The sequence below is a fragment of the Fictibacillus enclensis genome (genome assembly GCF_001457035.1).
GTDB classification, from domain to species: Bacteria; Bacillota; Bacilli; order Bacillales; family Fictibacillaceae; genus Fictibacillus_C; species Fictibacillus_C enclensis.
The window spans coordinates 1116223-1135943 of sequence record NZ_KQ758617.1 but is presented as its reverse complement, the minus strand read 5'-3'; the positions used below and the strand labels follow the sequence as shown (position 1 = coordinate 1135943).

General features: G+C 44.7%; 22 protein-coding genes. All 22 read right to left on the bottom strand.

Annotation, left to right across the window (positions count from 1 at the left end):
• Positions 1 to 27 precede the first annotated feature (27 nt).
• Positions 28 to 468 (bottom strand): flagellar basal body-associated protein FliL, encoded by a 441-nt coding sequence (fliL, locus tag AS030_RS06010; RefSeq protein ID WP_061969442.1) that lies wholly within the window; start codon positions 466 to 468, stop codon positions 28 to 30.
• Positions 469 to 684 carry a flagellar FlbD family protein gene (locus tag AS030_RS06005; RefSeq protein WP_061969440.1) on the bottom strand — a complete coding sequence of 72 codons (216 nt, stop codon included), beginning with the start codon at positions 682 to 684 and terminating at the stop codon, positions 469 to 471.
• Between the two features lie 47 nt (positions 685 to 731).
• Positions 732 to 1496: a flagellar basal body rod protein FlgG gene (gene flgG / locus AS030_RS06000; protein ID WP_061969439.1), complete on the bottom strand. Its 765-nt coding sequence runs from the start codon at positions 1494 to 1496 to the stop codon at positions 732 to 734.
• A 30-nt stretch (positions 1497 to 1526) separates the two neighbouring features.
• Entirely contained in the window at positions 1527 to 1982 is a 456-nt protein-coding gene (gene flgD, locus AS030_RS05995) for a flagellar hook assembly protein FlgD (protein ID WP_061969437.1), read from the bottom strand.
• 2 nt (positions 1983 to 1984) lie between these two features.
• Positions 1985 to 3181, bottom strand: coding sequence for a flagellar hook-length control protein FliK (locus tag AS030_RS05990; RefSeq protein ID WP_240482284.1), 1197 nt, complete (start codon positions 3179 to 3181; stop codon positions 1985 to 1987).
• A 21-nt stretch (positions 3182 to 3202) separates the two neighbouring features.
• The gene (locus AS030_RS05985) at positions 3203 to 3799 is read right to left on the bottom strand and encodes a MotE family protein (protein ID WP_061969433.1); all 597 of its coding nucleotides are present in this window, start codon (positions 3797 to 3799) and stop codon (positions 3203 to 3205) included.
• 15 nt (positions 3800 to 3814) lie between these two features.
• Positions 3815 to 4252 (bottom strand): flagellar export protein FliJ, encoded by a 438-nt coding sequence (gene fliJ, locus AS030_RS05980; RefSeq protein ID WP_061969431.1) that lies wholly within the window; start codon positions 4250 to 4252, stop codon positions 3815 to 3817.
• 2 nt (positions 4253 to 4254) lie between these two features.
• Positions 4255 to 5568: a flagellar protein export ATPase FliI gene (gene fliI, locus AS030_RS05975; protein ID WP_141687028.1), complete on the bottom strand. Its 1314-nt coding sequence runs from the start codon at positions 5566 to 5568 to the stop codon at positions 4255 to 4257.
• A complete protein-coding gene (fliH, locus tag AS030_RS05970) occupies positions 5552 to 6328 on the bottom strand; it encodes a flagellar assembly protein FliH (RefSeq protein ID WP_061969429.1) in 777 nt (258 codons plus the stop codon). Before fliH ends, fliI begins: the two co-directional genes overlap by 17 nt.
• Complete coding sequence (gene fliG / locus AS030_RS05965; protein WP_061969427.1) at positions 6321 to 7340, bottom strand: flagellar motor switch protein FliG; 1020 nt, start codon at positions 7338 to 7340, stop codon at positions 6321 to 6323. Before fliG ends, fliH begins: the two co-directional genes overlap by 8 nt.
• A 4-nt stretch (positions 7341 to 7344) precedes the next feature.
• Positions 7345 to 8931, bottom strand: coding sequence for a flagellar basal-body MS-ring/collar protein FliF (gene fliF, locus AS030_RS05960; RefSeq protein WP_061969425.1), 1587 nt, complete (start codon positions 8929 to 8931; stop codon positions 7345 to 7347).
• A 109-nt stretch (positions 8932 to 9040) separates the two neighbouring features.
• On the bottom strand, positions 9041 to 9343 hold the full coding sequence (gene fliE, locus AS030_RS05955) for a flagellar hook-basal body complex protein FliE (protein ID WP_061969423.1): 303 nt from the start codon (positions 9341 to 9343) through the stop codon (positions 9041 to 9043).
• 9 nt (positions 9344 to 9352) lie between these two features.
• The gene (gene flgC, locus AS030_RS05950) at positions 9353 to 9790 is read right to left on the bottom strand and encodes a flagellar basal body rod protein FlgC (RefSeq protein ID WP_061969421.1); all 438 of its coding nucleotides are present in this window, start codon (positions 9788 to 9790) and stop codon (positions 9353 to 9355) included.
• A gap of 1 nt (position 9791) precedes the next feature.
• Positions 9792 to 10175, bottom strand: coding sequence for a flagellar basal body rod protein FlgB (gene flgB, locus AS030_RS05945; RefSeq protein WP_061969419.1), 384 nt, complete (start codon positions 10173 to 10175; stop codon positions 9792 to 9794).
• A gap of 307 nt (positions 10176 to 10482) precedes the next feature.
• Positions 10483 to 11262 (bottom strand): GTP-sensing pleiotropic transcriptional regulator CodY, encoded by a 780-nt coding sequence (codY, locus tag AS030_RS05940; protein WP_061969417.1) that lies wholly within the window; start codon positions 11260 to 11262, stop codon positions 10483 to 10485.
• Between the two features lie 12 nt (positions 11263 to 11274).
• Complete coding sequence (hslU, locus tag AS030_RS05935; protein ID WP_061969415.1) at positions 11275 to 12669, bottom strand: HslU--HslV peptidase ATPase subunit; 1395 nt, start codon at positions 12667 to 12669, stop codon at positions 11275 to 11277.
• A 17-nt stretch (positions 12670 to 12686) separates the two neighbouring features.
• A complete protein-coding gene (gene hslV, locus AS030_RS05930; RefSeq protein ID WP_061969414.1) occupies positions 12687 to 13229 on the bottom strand; it encodes an ATP-dependent protease subunit HslV in 543 nt (180 codons plus the stop codon).
• 25 nt (positions 13230 to 13254) lie between these two features.
• The gene (gene xerC / locus AS030_RS05925; protein WP_082635707.1) at positions 13255 to 14157 is read right to left on the bottom strand and encodes a tyrosine recombinase XerC; all 903 of its coding nucleotides are present in this window, start codon (positions 14155 to 14157) and stop codon (positions 13255 to 13257) included.
• Positions 14158 to 14217: 60 nt separating this feature from the next.
• Positions 14218 to 15522, bottom strand: coding sequence for an FADH(2)-oxidizing methylenetetrahydrofolate--tRNA-(uracil(54)-C(5))-methyltransferase TrmFO (gene trmFO / locus AS030_RS05920; protein WP_061969412.1), 1305 nt, complete (start codon positions 15520 to 15522; stop codon positions 14218 to 14220).
• Between the two features lie 18 nt (positions 15523 to 15540).
• Positions 15541 to 17616: a type I DNA topoisomerase gene (gene topA / locus AS030_RS05915; protein WP_061969410.1), complete on the bottom strand. Its 2076-nt coding sequence runs from the start codon at positions 17614 to 17616 to the stop codon at positions 15541 to 15543.
• Positions 17617 to 17751: 135 nt separating this feature from the next.
• Complete coding sequence (gene dprA / locus AS030_RS05910) at positions 17752 to 18627, bottom strand: DNA-processing protein DprA (RefSeq protein WP_061969408.1); 876 nt, start codon at positions 18625 to 18627, stop codon at positions 17752 to 17754.
• Between the two features lie 152 nt (positions 18628 to 18779).
• Positions 18780 to 19694: a succinate--CoA ligase subunit alpha gene (gene sucD, locus AS030_RS05905; RefSeq protein ID WP_061969406.1), complete on the bottom strand. Its 915-nt coding sequence runs from the start codon at positions 19692 to 19694 to the stop codon at positions 18780 to 18782.
• Between the last annotated feature and the right edge of the window lie 27 nt (positions 19695 to 19721).

Below are 19721 nucleotides of genomic sequence, written 5' to 3'. Positions count from 1 at the left end.
CCTCACCCTTTATATATGATGAATTCCTTATTGAATAATTTTCTCGGTCGTATAAACTTTTTTGATGCTTCCTTCCTGCATCAGTTTATTGATCCTTCCTTTTAAAAGGTCTTCCAGATGGCGGATGCCTTTTTGGCCTTGCAAATCCCCGGTTTTCATGCCGGACAATTCATAGATAATAATATTATTGACTTGAAACAGCCTCTTTTCGAGTTCGGCCTTGCCGTCATCTCCGTCGGCCTGGATTTTAAATTTGATCTTGATAAACGATCGATCTGCCAGATTAGTTGTAATTTCCTCGGTTTCTACTGTTATTTTTTCCAGCTCTTCCGCCGAAGGTTCAGCAGCCTCCGTTTTAGGAGCCGGCTCTTTAATAACAAAGTAGGCTGCAATTCCGCAAACGACCAGGACAGAGAAAATAATAAGGATCGCCCAGTTCTTCGGAGATTTTTTAACTTCGTTTTCCATTCAATCCTCCTCACTTTCTGTTGGTGATAGAGAAAAAAGGGAAATACTCTGATAATAGGCTGCTGCTTTTTGGACAACTTCACATTCTGCTTCTTTAACAACAAATTTCGTTCCCGAAGTCAGCGTAACCGTTGTATCCGGAAAGGATTGAACCTGTTCAATATAAATCGCATTCAGGGTAAAGGTGTCACCGTTTAATTTAGTTAACATAATCATATTATGGTTTATTAATAAGGCTCCCCTTATTTTTCCTCCATTCTTGCCTATCGTTTAAGATTCACAAGCTCCTGCAATATTTCATCCGAGGTTGTAATGATTTTCGTGTTGGCTTGAAACCCTCTTTGCGCCACAATCATGTCGGTAAATTCTTCAGAGAGGTCGACATTGGACATTTCCAGAGCGCCGGATACCAAATCTCCAGCCCCACCTGTACCAGGAGAAGTATTGGAGACAATCTGTGAATTGGCGGTTGGACGGTAAAGATTGCTTCCTGCCTTTTCAAGTCCCTCGGGATTCGTTACCTTCGTAATCCCTATAGGTGCACCCGGACTGGCAGCATCCACGACCGTAATCTTTCCGTCCGGTCCAACGCTGAAGCTGCTGGCGTTTTGCGGTATGTTAATCGGGTTGTTTCCTGTATCGAGCAGCTCGTATCCGTCTCCATTTACGATCGTACCGTCATTGTTTAAATAAAAATTCCCTGCACGTGTGAGCAGATTTCCATTTGAAGTTCTCACCTTGAAATACCCGTCACCTGAAATCGCTAGGTCGAGGGCTCTTCCTGTGGTCTGAGTGCTTCCCTGAGTATCGATTGTATCGATGGTTGCCAGCTGGGAGCCAAGTCCAATCTGTTTAGGATTCGTTCCGTTGGATGCACCGGCAACTTGCTGGCTGACAAGATCCTTAAACGTCGCTCTCCCTTTTTTAAAGCCATAGGTGTTCACATTGGCAATATTGTTTCCAATCACATCCAGCTTGGTTTGAAAGTTCTTCATCCCGCTGATTCCGGAATACATTGAACGTAGCATTTGAAATCCCCCTATTTTGTTAAGTGAATATTAACTGTTCTTGTTTTCGAGCTTCGTAATGGATGACAAATCAACCACATTTCCATCCTCCAATTGGAATTTGGAGGCACCATTTTCAAATAAAACCGCTTTAACTGTGCCTGTTTTTCTCTCTTGTTGTGTTCCATCAGCATCTGTCGTTTCCACTGTATAGGACACGCTTTTGCCGATCATTCCGCTCTGCAGCATGAACGTCTGTGCCGATTGTTTTGAAATCATTTGATCGATGCTGCTGTTCATATTGGTCAATTGCTCCAAGGAAGAGAAAGTTGCCATCTGGGAGATAAATTCTTTATCTTCCATGGGGCTTGCAGGTTCCTGGTTTTGCAGCTGGGTCATCAATATTTTCAAAAAATCGTCTTTGCCCAAAATAGATGATCCACCAGACTGTGTGTCTCTTTTTTGAAGCGAAGATAAATACAAATCATTGTTTATCGTTGAAGACATCTTTATCCCTCCTTCACCATGTCTTGAAGCAAGTCGTAAAATTCCTCTTCTGTCCGCCTCTCCTGCAGTGGCGGCCGGCCACGGTCCTGCTGGTTTCCGGAATTTGATCCCTGCTGCGTGAACCCCTGTTCAGGTGACTGGTCTACAACAACCACACGGTCAAGCTGAATATGGCTGGTGCTCAAGTTATTCTTCAGCAAATGAATATGGGACTCCATCATTTCCTTTGCACCCAGTGAGCTTGTCATGATTTTTGCTGACAGTTCACCATTTTTGGAGATCAGTTCAATATTCAAAGTTCCAAGATGTTCAGGCGTCAGCCGGATGTTTAGTTTTGCCATTCCATTTGTACTTGCTGAAAATTTGCCGCCAAGAATAATTTTTTCAATCTCTTGGACAAATGTTTTTGTACTGTTTCCTTCTTTTTCGGGTTGAACATGAAGTTCAAATTGCTTCAGCACTGGAATAAAGCCGCCCTGCCCCATAAAAGATACCGGCCGGTTGGTATGCTGATGAACATCCGTCTCACTTGTCTTTTGAGATATTGCTGGTACTATGTTTTTCTGGTTATTTGCTATGACCACTGGTTCAAGAAAAGGTTTAGCGTTCAAAGTTGCACCAGGTTTTGTTTCATAACCTGCCAATCGCTGCTCCAGCTGTTCGGCCAGCATCTTCATAGAGACATGTTGCTGCTCTTTTAAAAAGGGAAACAATTGTTTGATTCCTTTATGAATGCCGGATATGACGTCATCCGTTGCTTTTGTAGCAGTGAGCGTTGAATGCTTTCCTTCTACTGCCGACTCCAGAAGAATGAATGCCGTGATCATTTGTGCAGGTGGCGATGACCGTTCCTTTTCGAAGGAAACAGGGAATTGAACATTTTGTACGAGATTGGTAATTTCGGAGATCCATGCAGCAGGCAAATGCTGCAACAGACTTTTGACCTCCGTCATATCCAGCACTTCTTCTTTTTGAGTTTGACCTTGTTCTCCCAGTAATGCGACCCATCCTTTAATCAGCCCTTTGAGCTCCTCACTGATTGTCCCGGAAGGTAATTCGGCATGTTTAGGCGATTGTATATTTTTTTGGGACTGTTCAAGCTCTTCGGAAAAAAGGGAAGAACCGGGAGACGCGCAGCCAGGTAAAGCAGACCTTTGTACCATAACCGGTAAGCGATCCATCCCTGCCATTTCAGCCATTTTCACTCTGCTTTCCCTCCGTTAGTTTGATTGCATTTTTAACGTCAGATCTGCCGCCTTGCCGGGATCCATCTTGGCCAGGATGCTGCTCGTCACTTCTTCATCCAGCTCTTTCATGATGTCGGCCGCATCTTTTATATCCATTTTAGACAAGATGTCCGCGGCATTTTTAGGAGACATCGCATTATACCAGGCGGTAATTTTCTTTTGCTTCTCATGTCCATCGTCTTTGGTGACAGAGCCGTCGGTTCCGGTTGTATTTTCTTCCGGCTGGTTTTGTGCTGCGGTCAAATCCGCTTTCAGGCTCTGCACTTCTTTCTCTTTTTTGTCCACATCGCTTTGAAGAAGCTTGATCATTTGATCGCGTTCCTTAACTTTCTTTTCCCAGTATGTCTTTTCTGATTGAACGGTATTTTCGTTAACGGATGCAGAATTTCGATCCTGTTGCGCCAATGACGACAGGCCAGGAAGATAGCTGCCAATTTCCTTTGCCTTTCCAGCAATGTCAACGCCAAGAAACATAAGGATCATTCCCATGATGACGACAACGAAAAGGGCCGGCATGACGATCACAAACAAAAACCAGGAAAACTTTTTCGTTTTTTCTTTTCCTTCCAACCTCTCCACCTAATTTCAATGGTTTATATAGCGCAAAACAGAGTATTCATCATTCTGCTTGTTTTCGATGGCTGTCAGCGTTTGCTGATAGACGGAAAACTGCCGTTCCTTCATCTTTTCAAATTTTTTGACTTCCATTGTTTTTTCGAGCAGCTGAATATGCACATGATTCATCTTCTCTCTCGCTCTTTGCACTTGTGTTTGGATACTGCCGATCTGCTGTGTAAGAGAAAGCAGGAACCGCTGAGTTTGCTGAATCTCATTAATAACCACTTTTGTTTTAAACTGATTGCCGGAATGCTGCTCGATTTCTTCCTTTTTTTTCAGCAATTCGTAAAGCGACTGAGCCAGCTGTTCAAACTTTTTTACACTTTCTCCGTACTCGGATTGGACAACTTCTTTTTCCTTTGTTTTAATGGATAATAATTTTTCCATTTTAAATTGAAATGCCATAGTTACTGTTCTCCTCCAAACTCGCTCATCAGTCTGTAGATCGAATCATAAAAAGAAACCTTTTCATCTACATCCTGTTTTAAAAAGGACAGGATGCCAGGATGGAAATCAATCCCCTCATCAATTTTCCTTGAAGAACCCCGCTTATAGGCACCGATGGCTATAAGATCTTCTGCATCGGTATAAACAGCGAGCAGATCCCGAAACTTTTGGGCTGCCTTTTTATGGCTGTCATCCACGATGTCATTCATGACCCGGCTAACACTTTTCAGCACATTAATAGCGGGAAATTGGCCTTTGTTTGCAAGATTCCGGTCAAGAACAAAATGACCATCCAAAATCCCCCGTACAGTGTCGGATATAGGTTCATTCATATCATCACCATCCACTAAGACAGTGTAGAAAGCCGTAATCGAACCTTGCGCATCGGTGCCCGACCGTTCAAGCAATTTGGGCAATAATGCAAAAACGGAAGGCGTATAGCCTTTTGTGGTCGGCGGTTCACCGACAGCCAGGCCGATTTCACGCTGGGCCATCGCAAAACGGGTAACAGAATCCATCATCAGCATGACATCTTTCCCCTGGTTTCTGAAATATTCGGCGATCGCAGTGGCGGTGAGCGCCCCTTTGATCCGCATCAGGGCTGGCTGGTCCGAGGTCGCGACCACAACAACCGATTTTCTCAATCCCTCTTCTCCCAGGTCCTTTTCAATAAAGTCCATCACCTCACGGCCCCGCTCACCAATCAAAGCAATAACGTTTAAATCTGCTGTTGAGTTTCGCGCGACCATGCCCATCAGGGTGGATTTGCCCACACCGCTTCCGGCAAAAATCCCTACTCTCTGTCCTTTTCCTACAGTCATCAGACTGTCAATCGAGCGGATGCCAAGGTCGATGCTTTCTTTGATTCTCGGCCGTTTCATGGGATTGGGCGGTTCATTTTCTATCGGAAAATGGCTCAGCCCCTTTGGAGCGGGACTGCCGTCAAGCGGATTGCCCAATCCATCAAGCACCTGGCCAATAAGAGCGTGTCCGGCTTTAATCTGCATTGGCCGGTGGGTGGCTTCCACCAGGCTCCCTGCACAAATCGATTGTATTGCCGTGAAGGGCATTAACAGTACGTTTTCTTCCTTGAATCCCACGACTTCGGCTTTGATCTTCTGGCCGTTTCCTGCATGGATATAGCACATGTCTCCAATCGATGCCTGCGGTCCCCTGGATTCAATCATCAGTCCAACCACCTGTGTTACTTTTCCATATCGTTTATAGGTATCCAGCCGGTCGATCGCCTGGTGCAGTTTATTCATGTTCAGCATGATGCTCACCCAACGTTTCGATCAGTTTTTTCTTTAGTTCATTCAATTGGCTGTCCAGTCCGGCTTCTATTTTGCCGAACGGAAATTCCACAACACAATTATTTTCGTTTAGCTTAAAGTCAGGATAAATGAACAAAGTGGCTGAATGCATCAAAACCTGCTGAATTTCTTGTTTGGCATTTTGCGTGGTTTCATACCATTTAGGGTGGACATAAAGTTTAACGTCTGGATGTTCCCTTACTTCATTCAGCAATCTCCTGACGAGTTCTTTCCAGGCTTCAGGATTTTCTGTCAGCACATCTCCCACGAGTTTCCTAGCCATTTTGCTGGCTAATTCAATAATCATCGGTTCCGCACTTTCCAAATAGCGGAGATAGTCCTCTTTGGATCGGTCGACCGTTGTTTTTGCCATGGTCAACAAATTTTCATAAGTTGTCCGGCCTTCAATTTCACCGGCCGAAAATCCTTCCTGATACCCTGTTTGACGGGCGTTTTCCCTCTCTGCAATTACCTGCTGCTGCCATTCCTCTTTACTTCTTAAAAGAAATTCTTCATGCTGAAGCCGTTCCTGCTCCATTTTTTGCTTGGCTTCCTGATACTCTCTTTCAATTTCTTGTAAAAGAGCATCGGCTTCGCTGCGGGCATCAGGCTGGCAAGAACGGCCATCAAGCTTGCCTGTATTTGGCATCACACGTTGAATTTCTATTTTGCGGTTGATATCCTCTTGTAAAGCAAGGGAAGACTTTATGATCCTAGACAACGATATCATCTCCCCCACCTCTTGCGATCACAATCTCACCCGCATCTTCAAGTTTGCGGATCAGACCGACAATTCTCGACTGGGCGTCTTCCACATCACGAAGCCTCACTGGCCCCATAAATTCCATTTCTTCTTTATAATTTTCAGCCATTCTCTGCGACATATTGTTAAATAGGACTTCTTTCACTTCTTCACTGGCCGCTTTCAAGGCGAGCAGCATGTCTTCATTAGGCACTTCTCTGATGATTCGCTGAATGGCCCGATTGTCGAGACTGACGACATCTTCAAACACAAACATTCGTTTCTTGATTTCCTCAGCCAGTTCTGGATCCTGTATTTCGAGGGCATCGAGGATGGTTTTCTCTGTTGCCCTGTCCACGCCGTTAAGCACATCAACCACCGATTCCACCCCGCCAGCCTGTGTGAAATCATTGCTTACGGTTGCCGACAGCTTTTGTTCGAGGATTTGCTCCACCTCGCTGATAATCTCCGGAGATGTGCGGTCCATCACCGCAATCCTTCTTGCGACATCGCCCTGCATGGCCTGAGGCAATTCGGAAAGAATTTGTCCTGCCTGACCTGCGTCAAGGTAAGAAAGGATCAGAGCGATCGTTTGCGGATGTTCATTTTGAATAAAATTTAAAATCTGGCCCGGATCGGCTCTTCGTGCAAAGTCAAAGGGCCTGACTTGAAGAGTGGAGGTGAGCCTGTTAATAATATCCATCGCTTCTGATTTTCCCACCGCTTTTTCCAATACTGTTTTGGCATAGCCGATCCCGCCCTGTGAAATATAATTCTGAGCAAGAGCCAGGTGATGAAACTGTTCCAGAATGACTTCCTTCACCTCTGCATCCACTTTTCTGATCTGAGAGATTTGAAGAGTGAGACGCTCAATTTCATCTTCATGCAGGTGTTTATAAATTTGCGCTGCTGCATCTGGCCCCATAGAAATCATCAGCATGGCCGCTTTTTCTTTTCCACTTAATTCTTTAACACTTTTAGCCACAGCCATCCTCCTATTCTTCTGAAAGCCATGTGCGGAGCAGTTTTGCAAATTCCTCCGGCTTGTCTTTTGCCATTTTTTCGATTTGCTCTTTTCTTGTATTCTCTTCAGCTTCGAGAGCCATTTTCACTTCCGGCACGTTATAGAATGTTTCATCGGTGAGGTAATCCCCCGCATCCAACTGTTCATTCGTATTTCTTCTCCGCATGAGTTGGATGGCCAGAACAAGAATCACCGCGACCAATAATCCGCCGGCTATATAGATCCACATTGGAAGGCCATCCTTTGCCGGTGCTGTGGTTTGCTGCTTTCCATTGAACGGCTTGGCGGAAACAAAAATTTTGTTGTCAATCTGCTGCTGAGTAAGATTCGGAGTCTCTTTCGAAATACTTGTGCGCACGATATTTCCAAGCATCTTTTCTATATCGTCCAGCGTTCCCTGCGGAAGAGAAGATGGATCATCCGGTTTTGGAGGTTCAACCATCACTTGAATGCCGAGGTCTTTTACTTCATACGGACTTTTTACAATTTCATTTTTGATTCTGTTGACCTCGTAATTAATCCGGTCTTCCGTTTTTTCATAGTCACCATGGCCATTCCCATCGCTGCCCTGATACGTTGGGATATCACTTTCTCCAGTATTATCCACACCGCCGGCCTGGGCACCATTTCCGCTATACGTCTCTTTTACCTTTTCAGCACTTATCTTGATGCCTTCCATTTTTTCTTTGTCCACCGGCTCGACAAGTTTTTCTTCTGATTTTACTTTTGTAAAATTAATATCAGCGGTCACCGTGGATACCACTTTGTCAGGTCCCACGATTGCGCCCAGCATTTGCTGGACCCTCTGCTGCAGGTCTTTTTCTATATCCTGCTTGATTTGTCGCTGCTCTTCATAGGCGGTCATGTTTGAATTTGTCCCCGCCTGGTCTAAAGAAAAAGTATTCGAGTACTGGTCGGAAATCACAATATTTTCAACCGGCAGATCAGGCACACTTTTGGAAACCAAATGATAAAGGGACTGCACTTGGCTTTGGTCCAGTTTATAGCCCGGCTTAAGGGAAAGAACGACTGATGCAGAAGAGGAGGCTTTTTCATCTGCTACCCATATGCTTTTGTCAGGAGTGGTAATCATTACGCTTGCCTCTTGGATGCCGTTGATGCTTTTGATCAGCTTCTCAATTTCGGTTTGTGTAGCTTCTTTTTCGATCACATTAAACTCATTGTCTGTCATGCCAAAGCCTTTATTTTCACCGAAATAGGAGTAATCGATGCTTCCGCTTTTCGGAATACCCTCAGCGGCAAGGTCCACTTTCAACTGATCCACCACACCCTCTGGCACAGAAATGACCTGGCCCCCGTTGGAAAGCTCAGAAGTGATTCCTTTCGAATCCAGACTTTCTTTTATCTGCCCCGCTTCTTCTGGGGAAAGATTCGAATACAAAGGAACCAGCCGTGGCTTTAACAGAAAGGTGGCTAAAAATGAAGCTACTAGAATAACAAACACTATCGAACCAATAAGAATCACTTTTTGTTTTTTCTGTTTCTCTTTAAACGTTGTATATATGCTCATCATGGCGTGTTTCAATTTATCAATCATACTTTCCCCCGATTAACTTCTATGAAGGACCCTCTATGCTTTTCAAATAAAACGATCAACCTACCCCTACAAACAAGGATAGCTTTTCGAAATAGTTTAGTAATGAATGCTATAGTTGCGTTCTCATCACTTCCTGATAAGCTTCAACTACTTTGTTTCTGATTTCCAATGTCGTTTGCAAGGTAAGACTGGCTTTTTCTGCAGCAATCATTACTTGATGCAGGTCGGTGGTTTTTCCTGTTACCAGCTGCTCTGTTGCCTGGTTTGAGGCATGCTGTGAATCATTAACATTCTTAATCATTTTCCCGAGCATCGATGAAAACGACTGCTCTGCTGCTGAGGGGCTCTGTTTTTGTGCCGGATAGGCGGCTTTTGCCAAATGGGCAGCTGAAGAAATAGTAAATGAGCTCATATGTATCTCCTATCTTCCAATTTCCAGTGATTTTAAATAGATTCCTTTTGCCGCATTAAGAGCGGTCACATTCGCTTCATAAGAGCGCGTGGTGCTGACCAAGTCGACCATTTCTTTTAAAGGGTCCACGTTTGGCAGCCGAACATACCCATCGGCATCGGCATCTGGATGATCCGGCTGGTAGACCGTTTTAAACGGAGTTTTATCTTCGACGATGCCAATAACCTTCACCCCCCCAACCCCTTTTGCCGATTGAAACAGGGAGTTGAATGAGTTTTCATTCGGGCTGGTAACCACCATTTTTCTTCGGTACGGCTCCCACTTGCCGTTTACCAGGGTCCCGTGTGTAGAATCCGCATTCGCGATATTCGAAGACGTCACATCCATTTTCAAGCGCTGTGCGGTCAAGGCTGAGGCTGAACTATTTAATGCCGTAAACATCCCCATCTTACGCTCTTCCTCCTTTAATCACCATTTGAATTGAATTGAATTTCCCGTTCAGCTGCTGTACAAGCGCCTGATTCATGATTTGATTTTTTGCAAGTTCGGACATTTGTTCATCTAAATCCACATTATTGCCATTGTTATTGATCTCGGTACTATTGCTTGTTGTCACAGAATAACCGGACATCGGTCCTGAACCGAAGTCGAGATGTCTGCTTTCGGTACGATAGGCCAGCAAGCTCTCCTGGAGCTTGGAATGAAATTCGACATTTTTCGCTTTATAGTTGGGTGTGTTGATATTGGCTATATTATCTGAAATCGCTTTTTGCTTTAATGCTGTGCCATCCAGGCTTCGTTCCAGCATTTGAAAAACAGGACTTGAAAACATTTAAATCCCCTCTTTTTTACTACTATTATTTTAAAAGAGTGCCAAATCTTACCGTTCTTACATATTCTAAGGGATAAAACCAAAAAGTGTCTATGTATTTTTTCCTAAATCGACTTTTTTCGATAAAAAGGCCTAATTAAATAATAGGTCTTTATTCCTGATGTTTTTTTACTAAAACCGTTACGTAGAGTGAATGGACTATACCTTTTTACCTGTTATCCTTCTTCAAAATTCGACAAAATCCTTTATTATCCACAAAAAAGGCCATCCTGCCTATCAGGCAGAATGACCTATTCGTTTGAGCTTATTAGCTCGTTTTTAATTTGGATAGTTCAAGCAGGAATTTATCGTTAAGCACTTTAATATACGTACCCTTCATACCAAGTGAGCGGGATTCGATGACACCGGCACTTTCAAGCTTACGGAGAGCATTGACGATTACTGAACGGGTAATCCCTACTCTGTCCGCGATTTTACTTGCTACCAGCAGGCCTTCATTCCCCTCGAGTTCTTCAAAAATATGCTCGATCGCTTCAAGCTCACTGTAAGAAAGGGAGCTGATCGCCATTTGCACGACGGCTTTATTTCTCGCTTCTTCTTCAATCTCTTCCGCTTTTTCACGCAGAATTTCCATTCCTACAACCGTTGCACCGTATTCGGCCAACAGAAGATCATCATCGTTGAACGAGTCCGTAAGGCGGGAAAGAATTAAAGTCCCTAGACGTTCTCCCCCTCCTATGATCGGTACGATAGTTGTCAGGCCAGAAGAAAACAATTCTTTGTTTTCAACTGGAAATGCTGTATATTCACTGGCAATATCCAGATTGGACGACGTTTCAGTCACATTAAATAGTCCTTTGGTATACTCGGAAGGAAATTGTCGTTCCTCCAGCATTTTTTTCATACGCTCGTTTTCTATTTCCTGTTTCAAGGAAATACCAAGAAGCTTACCTCTTCTGCTGACAACAAAAATATTTGCTTCAATCACATCTCTTAGCGTTTCTGCCATTTCTTTAAAGTTCACGGGCTTTCCGCCAGATTGTTGCAGCATCGCGTTCAGCTTTCTTGTTTTTTCTAATAAGTTCATTTCATTTTCCTCCTACAGAATGTACTGGCTTAAATCCTTATTCTTTGCGATAGACGCAAGTTTTTCTTCTACATACTCTGGTGTGATTTTTATCGCATTCATCGTAACATCCGGTGCCTCAAAGGACAAGTCTTCAAGCAAGCGCTCTAAGATGGTGTGAAGTCTCCGTGCTCCAATGTTATCCGTTTCCTGGTTGACCTGAAAGGCTATACTTGCAATCTTAGAAATAGCTTCGTCAGAAAATTCAAGATTTATACCTTCTGTCGCAAGCAACGCCTTATATTGTTTTAAAAGGGCGTTATCCGGTTCAATAAGGATTCTCGTAAAATCTTCTACCGAAAGTTTCTCGAGTTCTACCCGAATGGGAAAACGGCCCTGCAGCTCGGGGATCAGATCAGATGGTTTCGCCATATGAAACGCACCTGCTGAGATGAAAAGAATATGATCCGTTTTGATGGAACCATATTTGGTCATCACAGTTGACCCTTCCACAATGGGAAGGATGTCACGCTGCACACCTTCCCTGGATACATCGGCAGTATTTTGATTTTTCCCTGCGATTTTATCAATCTCATCTATGAATATAATACCTGTTTGCTCCGTTTTGTAAACAGCATCACTTGTTACTTCATCCATATCAATCAATTTTGCCGCTTCATCCTGGGTAAGAACCTTTCTGGCCTCTGAAACTGGCAGCTTGCGCTTTTTCTTTTTCTTTGGCACAAGGCCGCCCAGCATATCCTGCATGTTCAAACCGAGCTGGTCAAGTCCTGCCCCCTGGAACATATCCATCATGGAATGATTTTGTTCCTCAACCTCTACGGTTACCAGATGATTTTCGAGTTCGCCCATCGCCAGCTTATGGGCCATTTGCCGCCGCTGCTGGGTAATGGATTGGTCGTCTTCGCTATCATTGGATGTTTGTGATGGGCCATTTCCTGAACCAAAAAACATTTCAAGCGGATTTTTGTAGCTGCTTTCTTTTTGCTTGCCGGGAACGAGCAGTTCAACTAGCCTTTTATTGGCGTTTTCCTCGGCTTTGTCTTTCACTTCATGCATTCTTTGTTCTTTAACGAGGCGGATGGATGTTTCAACCAGATCCCTGACCATGGATTCAACATCCCTGCCCACATATCCTACTTCGGTGAACTTGGTGGCCTCCACCTTGATGAACGGTGCATTCACAAGCTTTGCGAGTCTGCGGGCAATTTCGGTTTTCCCAACACCGGTTGGCCCGATCATGAGAATATTTTTAGGTGAAATTTCATCTCTCAGTTTTTCGTCAAGCAGCGCTCTGCGGTACCGGTTTCTAAGCGCAACGGCGACCGCCTTTTTGGCATCCTTCTGACCCACAATGTATTGATCCAGCTTTTCGACGATTTGCCTTGGAGTTAACTGAGTATTCATCTCTTCCCACGCCCCTTCTACAGCTCTTCAAGAATAATTTGGTTATTGGTATAAACACAGATCTCTCCGGCAATTTCCAGAGCGGCTCTGGCAATTTCAGCAGCGGAAAGATGGGGAGCATTCCTTTTTAGCGCTCTTCCTGCAGCAAGCGCATAATTTCCGCCCGAACCGATAGCCAGAATGCCATCATCCGGCTCAATCACTTCGCCTGTTCCTGAAATGAGCAGGAGGCTTTCGTTGTTCATCACAATCAGCATGGCTTCAAGTTTTCTTAATACCTGATCCGTGCGCCATTCTTTGGCAAGCTCAACACTGGCCCGTGCCAGGTTTCCGCTGAATTCCTCCAGCTTAGCTTCGAATTTTTCGTATAATGTAAAAGCATCCGCCACCGATCCGGCAAATCCGGCGAGCACTTTTCCACCAAAAAGCCTGCGGACCTTTTTAGCAGTATGCTTCATCACTACTGCATTTCCCATTGTTACCTGCCCGTCTCCCGACATGGCAAATTTCCCATTGTGATGGACGGCAAAAATCGTCGTTGCATGGAATGTTTGTGTCATAAGAAAAATCCCTCCTTATTCTCATTTATGCACGAGGATGCGTGTTATTATAAATTTTTTTTAAATGATCTTTTGTGACATGAGTATAAATCTGTGTGGATGACAGATGCGAATGCCCAAGCAGCTCCTGGACGGCCCTCATATCGGCGCCTTCGTTCAGCAGGTGGGTGGCAAACGTATGGCGGAGTACATGGGGGCTGATATGTACGGTCAGTGTGGTCTGCTCAATCAGGCGGTTTAAAATCGTTCTTACACCACGGGGGGTTAAGGGGCCGCCTTTATAGTTAAGAAAAAGCGTTTTTTCGGGATGGCCCGCTTTCTCTGACAATTCCTTTCTGCCTTCTTCTATATATCGGCTGAGTGCTTCAATCGCATAACTGCCCAGCGGTACATACCGTTCTTTTCTGCCTTTTCCTTTAATAAGAACCGTTTCAATATAAAAATCAATGTCCTCAAGCTGGATCTGGCAGCATTCGCTGACCCGGATTCCTGTGCCATACAAGAGTTCCAGTATCGCCTGGTTTCGCTGGCCAAGCGGAGTGGACAGATCGCTCACATGAAAAAGCTCCGCCAACTCTTCCTCGTAGATAAAATGCGGAATGCTCTGGCCCTTTTTTGGGAGGGAAGCCAAAGCAAACGGGTTATGTTCAACAATCTTTTCCCGGTTTAGAAAACGATAAAAGCTTCGGAGAGACGAAATTTTCTTGGCAACAGTCCTCCTGGAGTACGACTGTTCATGAAGCCAGGTCAAATAATGTCTCACCAAAAGATAAGAAACAGCAGCGAATCCTTCGATTGCTTGCTGTTTCATAAACGACTTAAAATGCAAAATAGCTTTTTCGTAGTTTTCCGTTGTATGATGTGAACTATTTTTTTCTATTTGCAAATACTCGATAAACATCTTCAAATAGCGGTCATTTAAATCCACTTATCACACCTCACAAAGCCCCTAAATCTTATCACAGATCAGGGGCAATAACAAGCAAGTTCACAATTTTGTTATAAAATTCTGAATTGTTTCCAGCGCTCTGCCAGCTAATGCTTCATAACGTTCCTTTTTATTCCTAATTCGCGTTTCAAGCGCAGGCAGCAGGCCAAAGTTGGCATTCATCGGCTGGAAGTTCTTTGAATTGGCGGTCGTAATGTAGTGTGCCATGCTTCCAATCGCCGTTTCCTGAGGAAACTCCAGCAGTTCCTTGTCTTCCATCAGCCGGGAAGCATTAATCCCTGCAATCAGACCGGAGGCCGCACTTTCCACATACCCTTCCACACCAGTCATTTGACCGGCAAAGAACAAGTCTTCTCTGTCTTTAAACTGATACGTCTTTTTCAGGAGATTCGGAGAGTTGATGAACGTATTTCTGTGCATCACTCCATACCGGACGATTTCTGCTTTTTCCAGCCCCGGAATAAGCTGAATCACTTCTTTTTGCGGTCCCCATTTCAAATGCGTTTGAAAACCTACTATATTATATAACGTACCCGCACTGTTATCCTGTCTCAGCTGGACAACTGCATATGGCTGTTTCCCGTTTTTCGGGTCTTCAAGACCTACCGGTTTGAGCGGGCCAAACAACATGGTTTTTTTCCCTCTCGATGCCATGACCTCAATCGGCATGCAGCCCTCAAAGAAAATTTCCTTCTCAAATTCCTTGAGAGGCACCGTTTCAGCAGCAATGAGCGCTTCATAAAAACGGTCAAACTCTTCTTCTGTCATCGGACAGTTCAGGTAAGCCGCCTCCCCTTTGTCATAGCGGGACTTTAAATAAACCTTGTCCATGTCTATGCTCTCCACATCAAGGATAGGAGCAGCTGCATCATAAAAATACAGGTAATCTTCCGAGGTCAGTGCTTTCAGGGAATCCGAAAGTCCTTTCGAAGTCAGAGGGCCTGTGGCAATGATGGTCGGACCATCCGGAATGTTTGTTACTTCCTCTTCAAAGACCGTTACGTTCGGATGATTTTTTACCCGTTCTGTAACAAGAGCCGCGAATTCATGGCGGTCAACAGCAAGAGCACCGCCTGCCGGTACCGAACAGTCATCAGCTGACGCAATGATGACCGAGTCCAGTTTTCTCATCTCTTCCTTCAGCACACCTACCGCATTGGTCAATGTGTTGGAACGGAGTGAATTGCTGCACACCAGTTCCGCAAATTTATCCGTATGATGTGCCGGGGTTTGTTTTTTGGGTCTCATCTCATACAGATGGACCTTTATTCCCCGCTTGGCGATCTGCCAGGCTGCTTCACTTCCTGCAAGCCCGGCGCCGATTACGTTCACATAATCTTTCATACTGCTTAATACTCCCCTTTAACCTTGCTCCTCAGCGTAATCACAAGAAATACACTGTACCACTTTTCCTTTTTTCGTTTTCTTTTCCACAAGCATCTTGCCGCATTTCGGACACGTTCTTCCCACCGGTTTATCCCATGATACAAATTCGCAATCCGGATAGCGGCTGCATCCGTAAAAAATACGGCGTTTCTTGCTTTTTCTCTCCACGATTGTTCCCTTGTGGCATTCCGGGCATTCGACACCCGTATCTTTTACAATCGGCTTGGTATTTCGGCATTCCGGAAAGTTGGAACAAGCCATAAATTTACCATACCGGCCCATTTTATAGACCATTTCATGTCCGCACACTTCACAGTCCTCACCGGCTGGCTCATCTTTTATTTCTACTTCCTTCATTTCCTCTTCTGCAACAACAAGCTGTTTTTCAAAGCTTTTATAAAATTCATCGATGACTTCGTTCCAATGCTTTTCCCCGTCTTCGATTTCATCCAGATCGTTTTCCATTTGCGCAGTAAATTCGACGTTAAAGACTTGCGAAAAGAACTCAAGCGTCAGCTCAAGAACTACTTCACCAAGTTCTGTCGGCTGGAACTTCTTGTCGTCGAGCATGACATATCCACGTTTTTGAATGGTATCGAGTGTCGGTGCATAAGTGGACGGACGCCCGATTCCGAGTTCCTCCATCGTCCGGACAAGCCTCGCCTCACTGTATCTTGGAGGCGGCTGCGTAAAATGCTGGGTAGGCTCTATTTCTTTCTTTTTAGCGGTTTTGCCTTCCTCCAGGTCTGGCAGCAGACGATCTTCATCTTTCTTTCCGTCATCGTTTCCTTCGATGTACACTTTCATGAATCCCGGAAACTTTACTTTAGATCCGTTTGCACGGAAGATTACACCTTCATTTTCAAGGTCCACTGTCATCGTATCAAGAACAGCGGAGGACATTTGACTTGCGATAAAACGCTCCCATATTAAACGGTACAAGCGAAGCTGGTCACGGCTCAAGTATTCCTTAAGCTCTTTCGGATGTTTCGAGGCAGAAGATGGCCGGATGGCTTCATGGGCATCCTGGGTATTTTTCCCCGGCTTCTTTTCCCCGCGGTTCACCTGGTTAACAAATTCCTTGCCATATTCTTCGGTAATGAAGGCTTGTGCTTCTTCTTTTGCCAGATCGGAAATACGGGTGGAATCCGTTCTCATGTAAGTGATCAAACCTACAGTGCCTTCCTTGCCAAGGTCGATTCCCTCATAGAGCTGCTGTGCGAGCATCATCGTTTTCTTCGCCCTGAAATTCAGTTTTCGGGCAGCTTCCTGCTGCAGGGATGACGTGATGAAAGGAGGAGCAGGGTTCCGTTTTCGTTCCTTCTTTTGAACAGAAGCAATGGAAAACGTATTTCCTTTCAACTTGCTGAGAACTTCCTTTACTTCCTCTTCATTCGCCAGTTCCCTTTTCTTGCCGTCAACTCCATAAAAACCGGCTTCGAATTCTTCTTTACCATAAGAAAATGATGCCTTGATTTTCCAGTATTCCTCAGGAACAAACGCTTTGATTTCTTTTTCGCGTTCCACAATGAGCCGCAGTGCTACCGTTTGGACACGGCCGGCGCTTAAGCCTTTTTTGACTTTCTTCCATAATAAAGGGCTGATTTTGTAACCGACAAGACGGTCCAAAACGCGGCGGGCCTGCTGAGCATCCACCAGATCCATATTAATCTTTCTAGGCCGTTTAAAAGAGTCTTTTATCGCATTCTTCGTAATTTCGTTAAATACCACACGGCACTCTGAATTCAGATCAATGTCGAGGCTGTGGGCCAGATGCCAGGCAATTGCTTCTCCTTCTCTGTCGGGGTCAGACGCGAGAAAGATTTTTTTTACCTTTTTGGCCGCAGTCTTCAATTCTTTTAAAACCGGTCCTTTGCCCCGGATGGTTATATATTTTGGATTAAAATTATCATTTATCTCTACTCCCATTTGGCTGCGGGGTAAATCCCTCACATGTCCCATCGAAGCCTTTACGATATATTTGCTTCCCAAATATTTTTTTATCGTCTTTGCTTTGGCGGGAGATTCAACGATTACTAAATACTCTTCCATTTACAGTGCATCCCCCTTTAAGGGTATATTCAAATCTTCCCTATTATTAAATAGACTTTCATCATTTGTCAAACGGTTTTCAGTTATTGCCATTGAAACTCATTCAATAAACAGGGATTAATATTTCATTCTGACCTAATAAACCAAACTTAATTCATGAAGGATGTCTTCAGCCTCCATCACAAGTTTGGCGCCTTGCTGAATCAGGCGGTTTGTGCCTGCCGCACACTCATCCAGAATGGACCCGGGTACGGCAAATACCTCTCTGCCCTGTTCCATGGCCTGATCAGCAGTAATGAGCGAACCGCTTCTCTCTCGGGCTTCCACCACAAGTGTTCCCCTTGTAAGCCCGCTTATAATCCGGTTTCGTTCTGGAAACTGCCACCTTCTCGGTGGAGTCTCATATGGATATTCTGACAAAAGCAGTCCGCTTTTGGTAATCCGGCGGGCGAGAGCCATATTGGACTTAGGATAGACCTGGCCGATTCCTGAGCCAAGTACTGCAATGGTACTTCCTGAGTGCGTTAATGTCAATTCATGGGCATGTGTGTCAATCCCGGCCGCCAGCCCGCTGACGGTCATCCATCCCTTTTGAAGCAGCGGATTCAAGATCTTTTCAAGACTTTTTAATCCGCCGCCTGTGGGGTGCCGGGTTCCTACTATACTTATGGAAAGAGGCATCGATAATGCTTCCATGTTCCCTTTGCTGTATAACACCCAGGGCGGATCAAAAATATACCGGAGAGCACCGGGATAATGACTATCAAAATATGTAAGTATTTTTATATTATGCTTCTCGTATGTTTGTTTGATTGAACGATACGACAGATTTCGGATATCCTCCCAAAAATCATTGCTGTTCCGCTGGTTCATCCGTAACTGCTCCCGGAGTTCAGCCTTTGTCAGCTGAAAAATGCTTTTTAAGTCGGGATCGACTGCTAAAATTGACTGGATGGTCTTCCATCCGGCGCCGCGGCAATGATGAAGAAGAATTAACCGTTCTCTGTCCATACGTCTCCTCCAATAACTGTTTTTTTATATCGTTGCTCTTGGGAGTGGTTGATTTCCGTTTCAGGGTGCTCGCTTTCCGCAGGGCGTGCGGTGAGCCTTTTTAATAAAGTATTTTTTAAAAAAAGCTCCCTGAAATCAGGGAGCTTTTTTGATTAAACATTCGCTTTGTGTGTTGTGCAGGATTCGAGGAGACCTTTTTCTTCAAGAACGGAAACAAGTGTCTCACCCATAACAGATGGTGTTTCAGCGACTTTAATACCGCACTCCTGCATTGTTTTGATCTTTTCGGCAGCTGTGCCTTTCCCGCCGGAAATAATTGCTCCAGCATGGCCCATACGCTTTCCTGGAGGCGCTGTTTGTCCGCCAATGAATCCGACAACTGGTTTTGTCATGTTGGCTTTTACCCATTCAGCTGCTTCTTCTTCAGCTGTTCCGCCAATTTCACCAATCATGATAACTGCATACGTATCTTCATCTTCGTTAAATGCCTTAAGAACATCGATGAAATCAGTACCGTTAACCGGGTCTCCGCCGATACCAACAGCTGTTGACTGGCCGATTCCGCGCTGAGTTAACTGATGCACAGCTTCGTATGTCAATGTTCCGGAACGGGATACTACACCAACATGTCCTTTTTTATGAATGTATCCTGGCATAATACCGATTTTGCATTCTTCCGGTGTAATAACACCCGGGCAGTTCGGGCCAACAAGACGTGTTTTCTTGCCTTGCATATAGCGCTTTACATTTACCATGTCAAGAACAGGAATACCTTCTGTGATACAGATAGCAAGGTCAAGTTCTGCATCTACCGCTTCGATAATAGAATCAGCAGCAAATGCCGGTGGAACGTAAATTACAGAAGCGGTTGCTCCAGTAGCTTCAACAGCTTCTGCCACTGTGTTGAATACTGGGAGTCCTTCTACCTCAGTACCGCCTTTTCCTGGTGTTACACCGCCGACAATTTTGGTTCCATACTCAAGCATTTGCTGGGTATGGAATAGGCCTACAGATCCTGTAATCCCCTGCACGATGACCTTTGTGTCTTTATTGATAAAAATACTCATCTAATTCTCCACCCTTCTTCTTTATTT

What these genes read in the sequence shown, in the direction of transcription:
- sucD (WP_061969406.1), bottom strand. Translation starts at nt 19,694, where the DNA reads ATGAGTATTTTTATCAATAAAGACACAAAGGTCATCGTGCAGGGGATT.
- fliE (WP_061969423.1), bottom strand. Translation starts at nt 9,343, where the DNA reads ATGAGCTCATTTACTATTTCTTCAGCTGCCCATTTGGCAAAAGCCGCC.
- codY (WP_061969417.1), bottom strand. Translation starts at nt 11,262, where the DNA reads ATGAACTTATTAGAAAAAACAAGAAAGCTGAACGCGATGCTGCAACAA.
- hslU (WP_061969415.1), bottom strand. Translation starts at nt 12,669, where the DNA reads ATGAATACTCAGTTAACTCCAAGGCAAATCGTCGAAAAGCTGGATCAA.
- fliF (WP_061969425.1), bottom strand. Translation starts at nt 8,931, where the DNA reads ATGATTGATAAATTGAAACACGCCATGATGAGCATATATACAACGTTT.
- hslV (WP_061969414.1), bottom strand. Translation starts at nt 13,229, where the DNA reads ATGACACAAACATTCCATGCAACGACGATTTTTGCCGTCCATCACAAT.
- dprA (WP_061969408.1), bottom strand. Translation starts at nt 18,627, where the DNA reads ATGGACAGAGAACGGTTAATTCTTCTTCATCATTGCCGCGGCGCCGGA.
- fliG (WP_061969427.1), bottom strand. Translation starts at nt 7,340, where the DNA reads ATGGCTGTGGCTAAAAGTGTTAAAGAATTAAGTGGAAAAGAAAAAGCG.
- fliL (WP_061969442.1), bottom strand. Translation starts at nt 468, where the DNA reads ATGGAAAACGAAGTTAAAAAATCTCCGAAGAACTGGGCGATCCTTATT.
- flgG (WP_061969439.1), bottom strand. Translation starts at nt 1,496, where the DNA reads ATGCTACGTTCAATGTATTCCGGAATCAGCGGGATGAAGAACTTTCAA.
- flgC (WP_061969421.1), bottom strand. Translation starts at nt 9,790, where the DNA reads ATGGGGATGTTTACGGCATTAAATAGTTCAGCCTCAGCCTTGACCGCA.
- flgB (WP_061969419.1), bottom strand. Translation starts at nt 10,175, where the DNA reads ATGTTTTCAAGTCCTGTTTTTCAAATGCTGGAACGAAGCCTGGATGGC.
- trmFO (WP_061969412.1), bottom strand. Translation starts at nt 15,522, where the DNA reads ATGAAAGATTATGTGAACGTAATCGGCGCCGGGCTTGCAGGAAGTGAA.
- fliI (WP_141687028.1), bottom strand. Translation starts at nt 5,568, where the DNA reads ATGCTGAACATGAATAAACTGCACCAGGCGATCGACCGGCTGGATACC.
- fliJ (WP_061969431.1), bottom strand. Translation starts at nt 4,252, where the DNA reads ATGGCATTTCAATTTAAAATGGAAAAATTATTATCCATTAAAACAAAG.
- topA (WP_061969410.1), bottom strand. Translation starts at nt 17,616, where the DNA reads ATGGAAGAGTATTTAGTAATCGTTGAATCTCCCGCCAAAGCAAAGACG.
- AS030_RS05990 (WP_240482284.1), bottom strand. Translation starts at nt 3,181, where the DNA reads ATGGCTGAAATGGCAGGGATGGATCGCTTACCGGTTATGGTACAAAGG.
- flgD (WP_061969437.1), bottom strand. Translation starts at nt 1,982, where the DNA reads ATGTCTTCAACGATAAACAATGATTTGTATTTATCTTCGCTTCAAAAA.
- AS030_RS06005 (WP_061969440.1), bottom strand. Translation starts at nt 684, where the DNA reads ATGATTATGTTAACTAAATTAAACGGTGACACCTTTACCCTGAATGCG.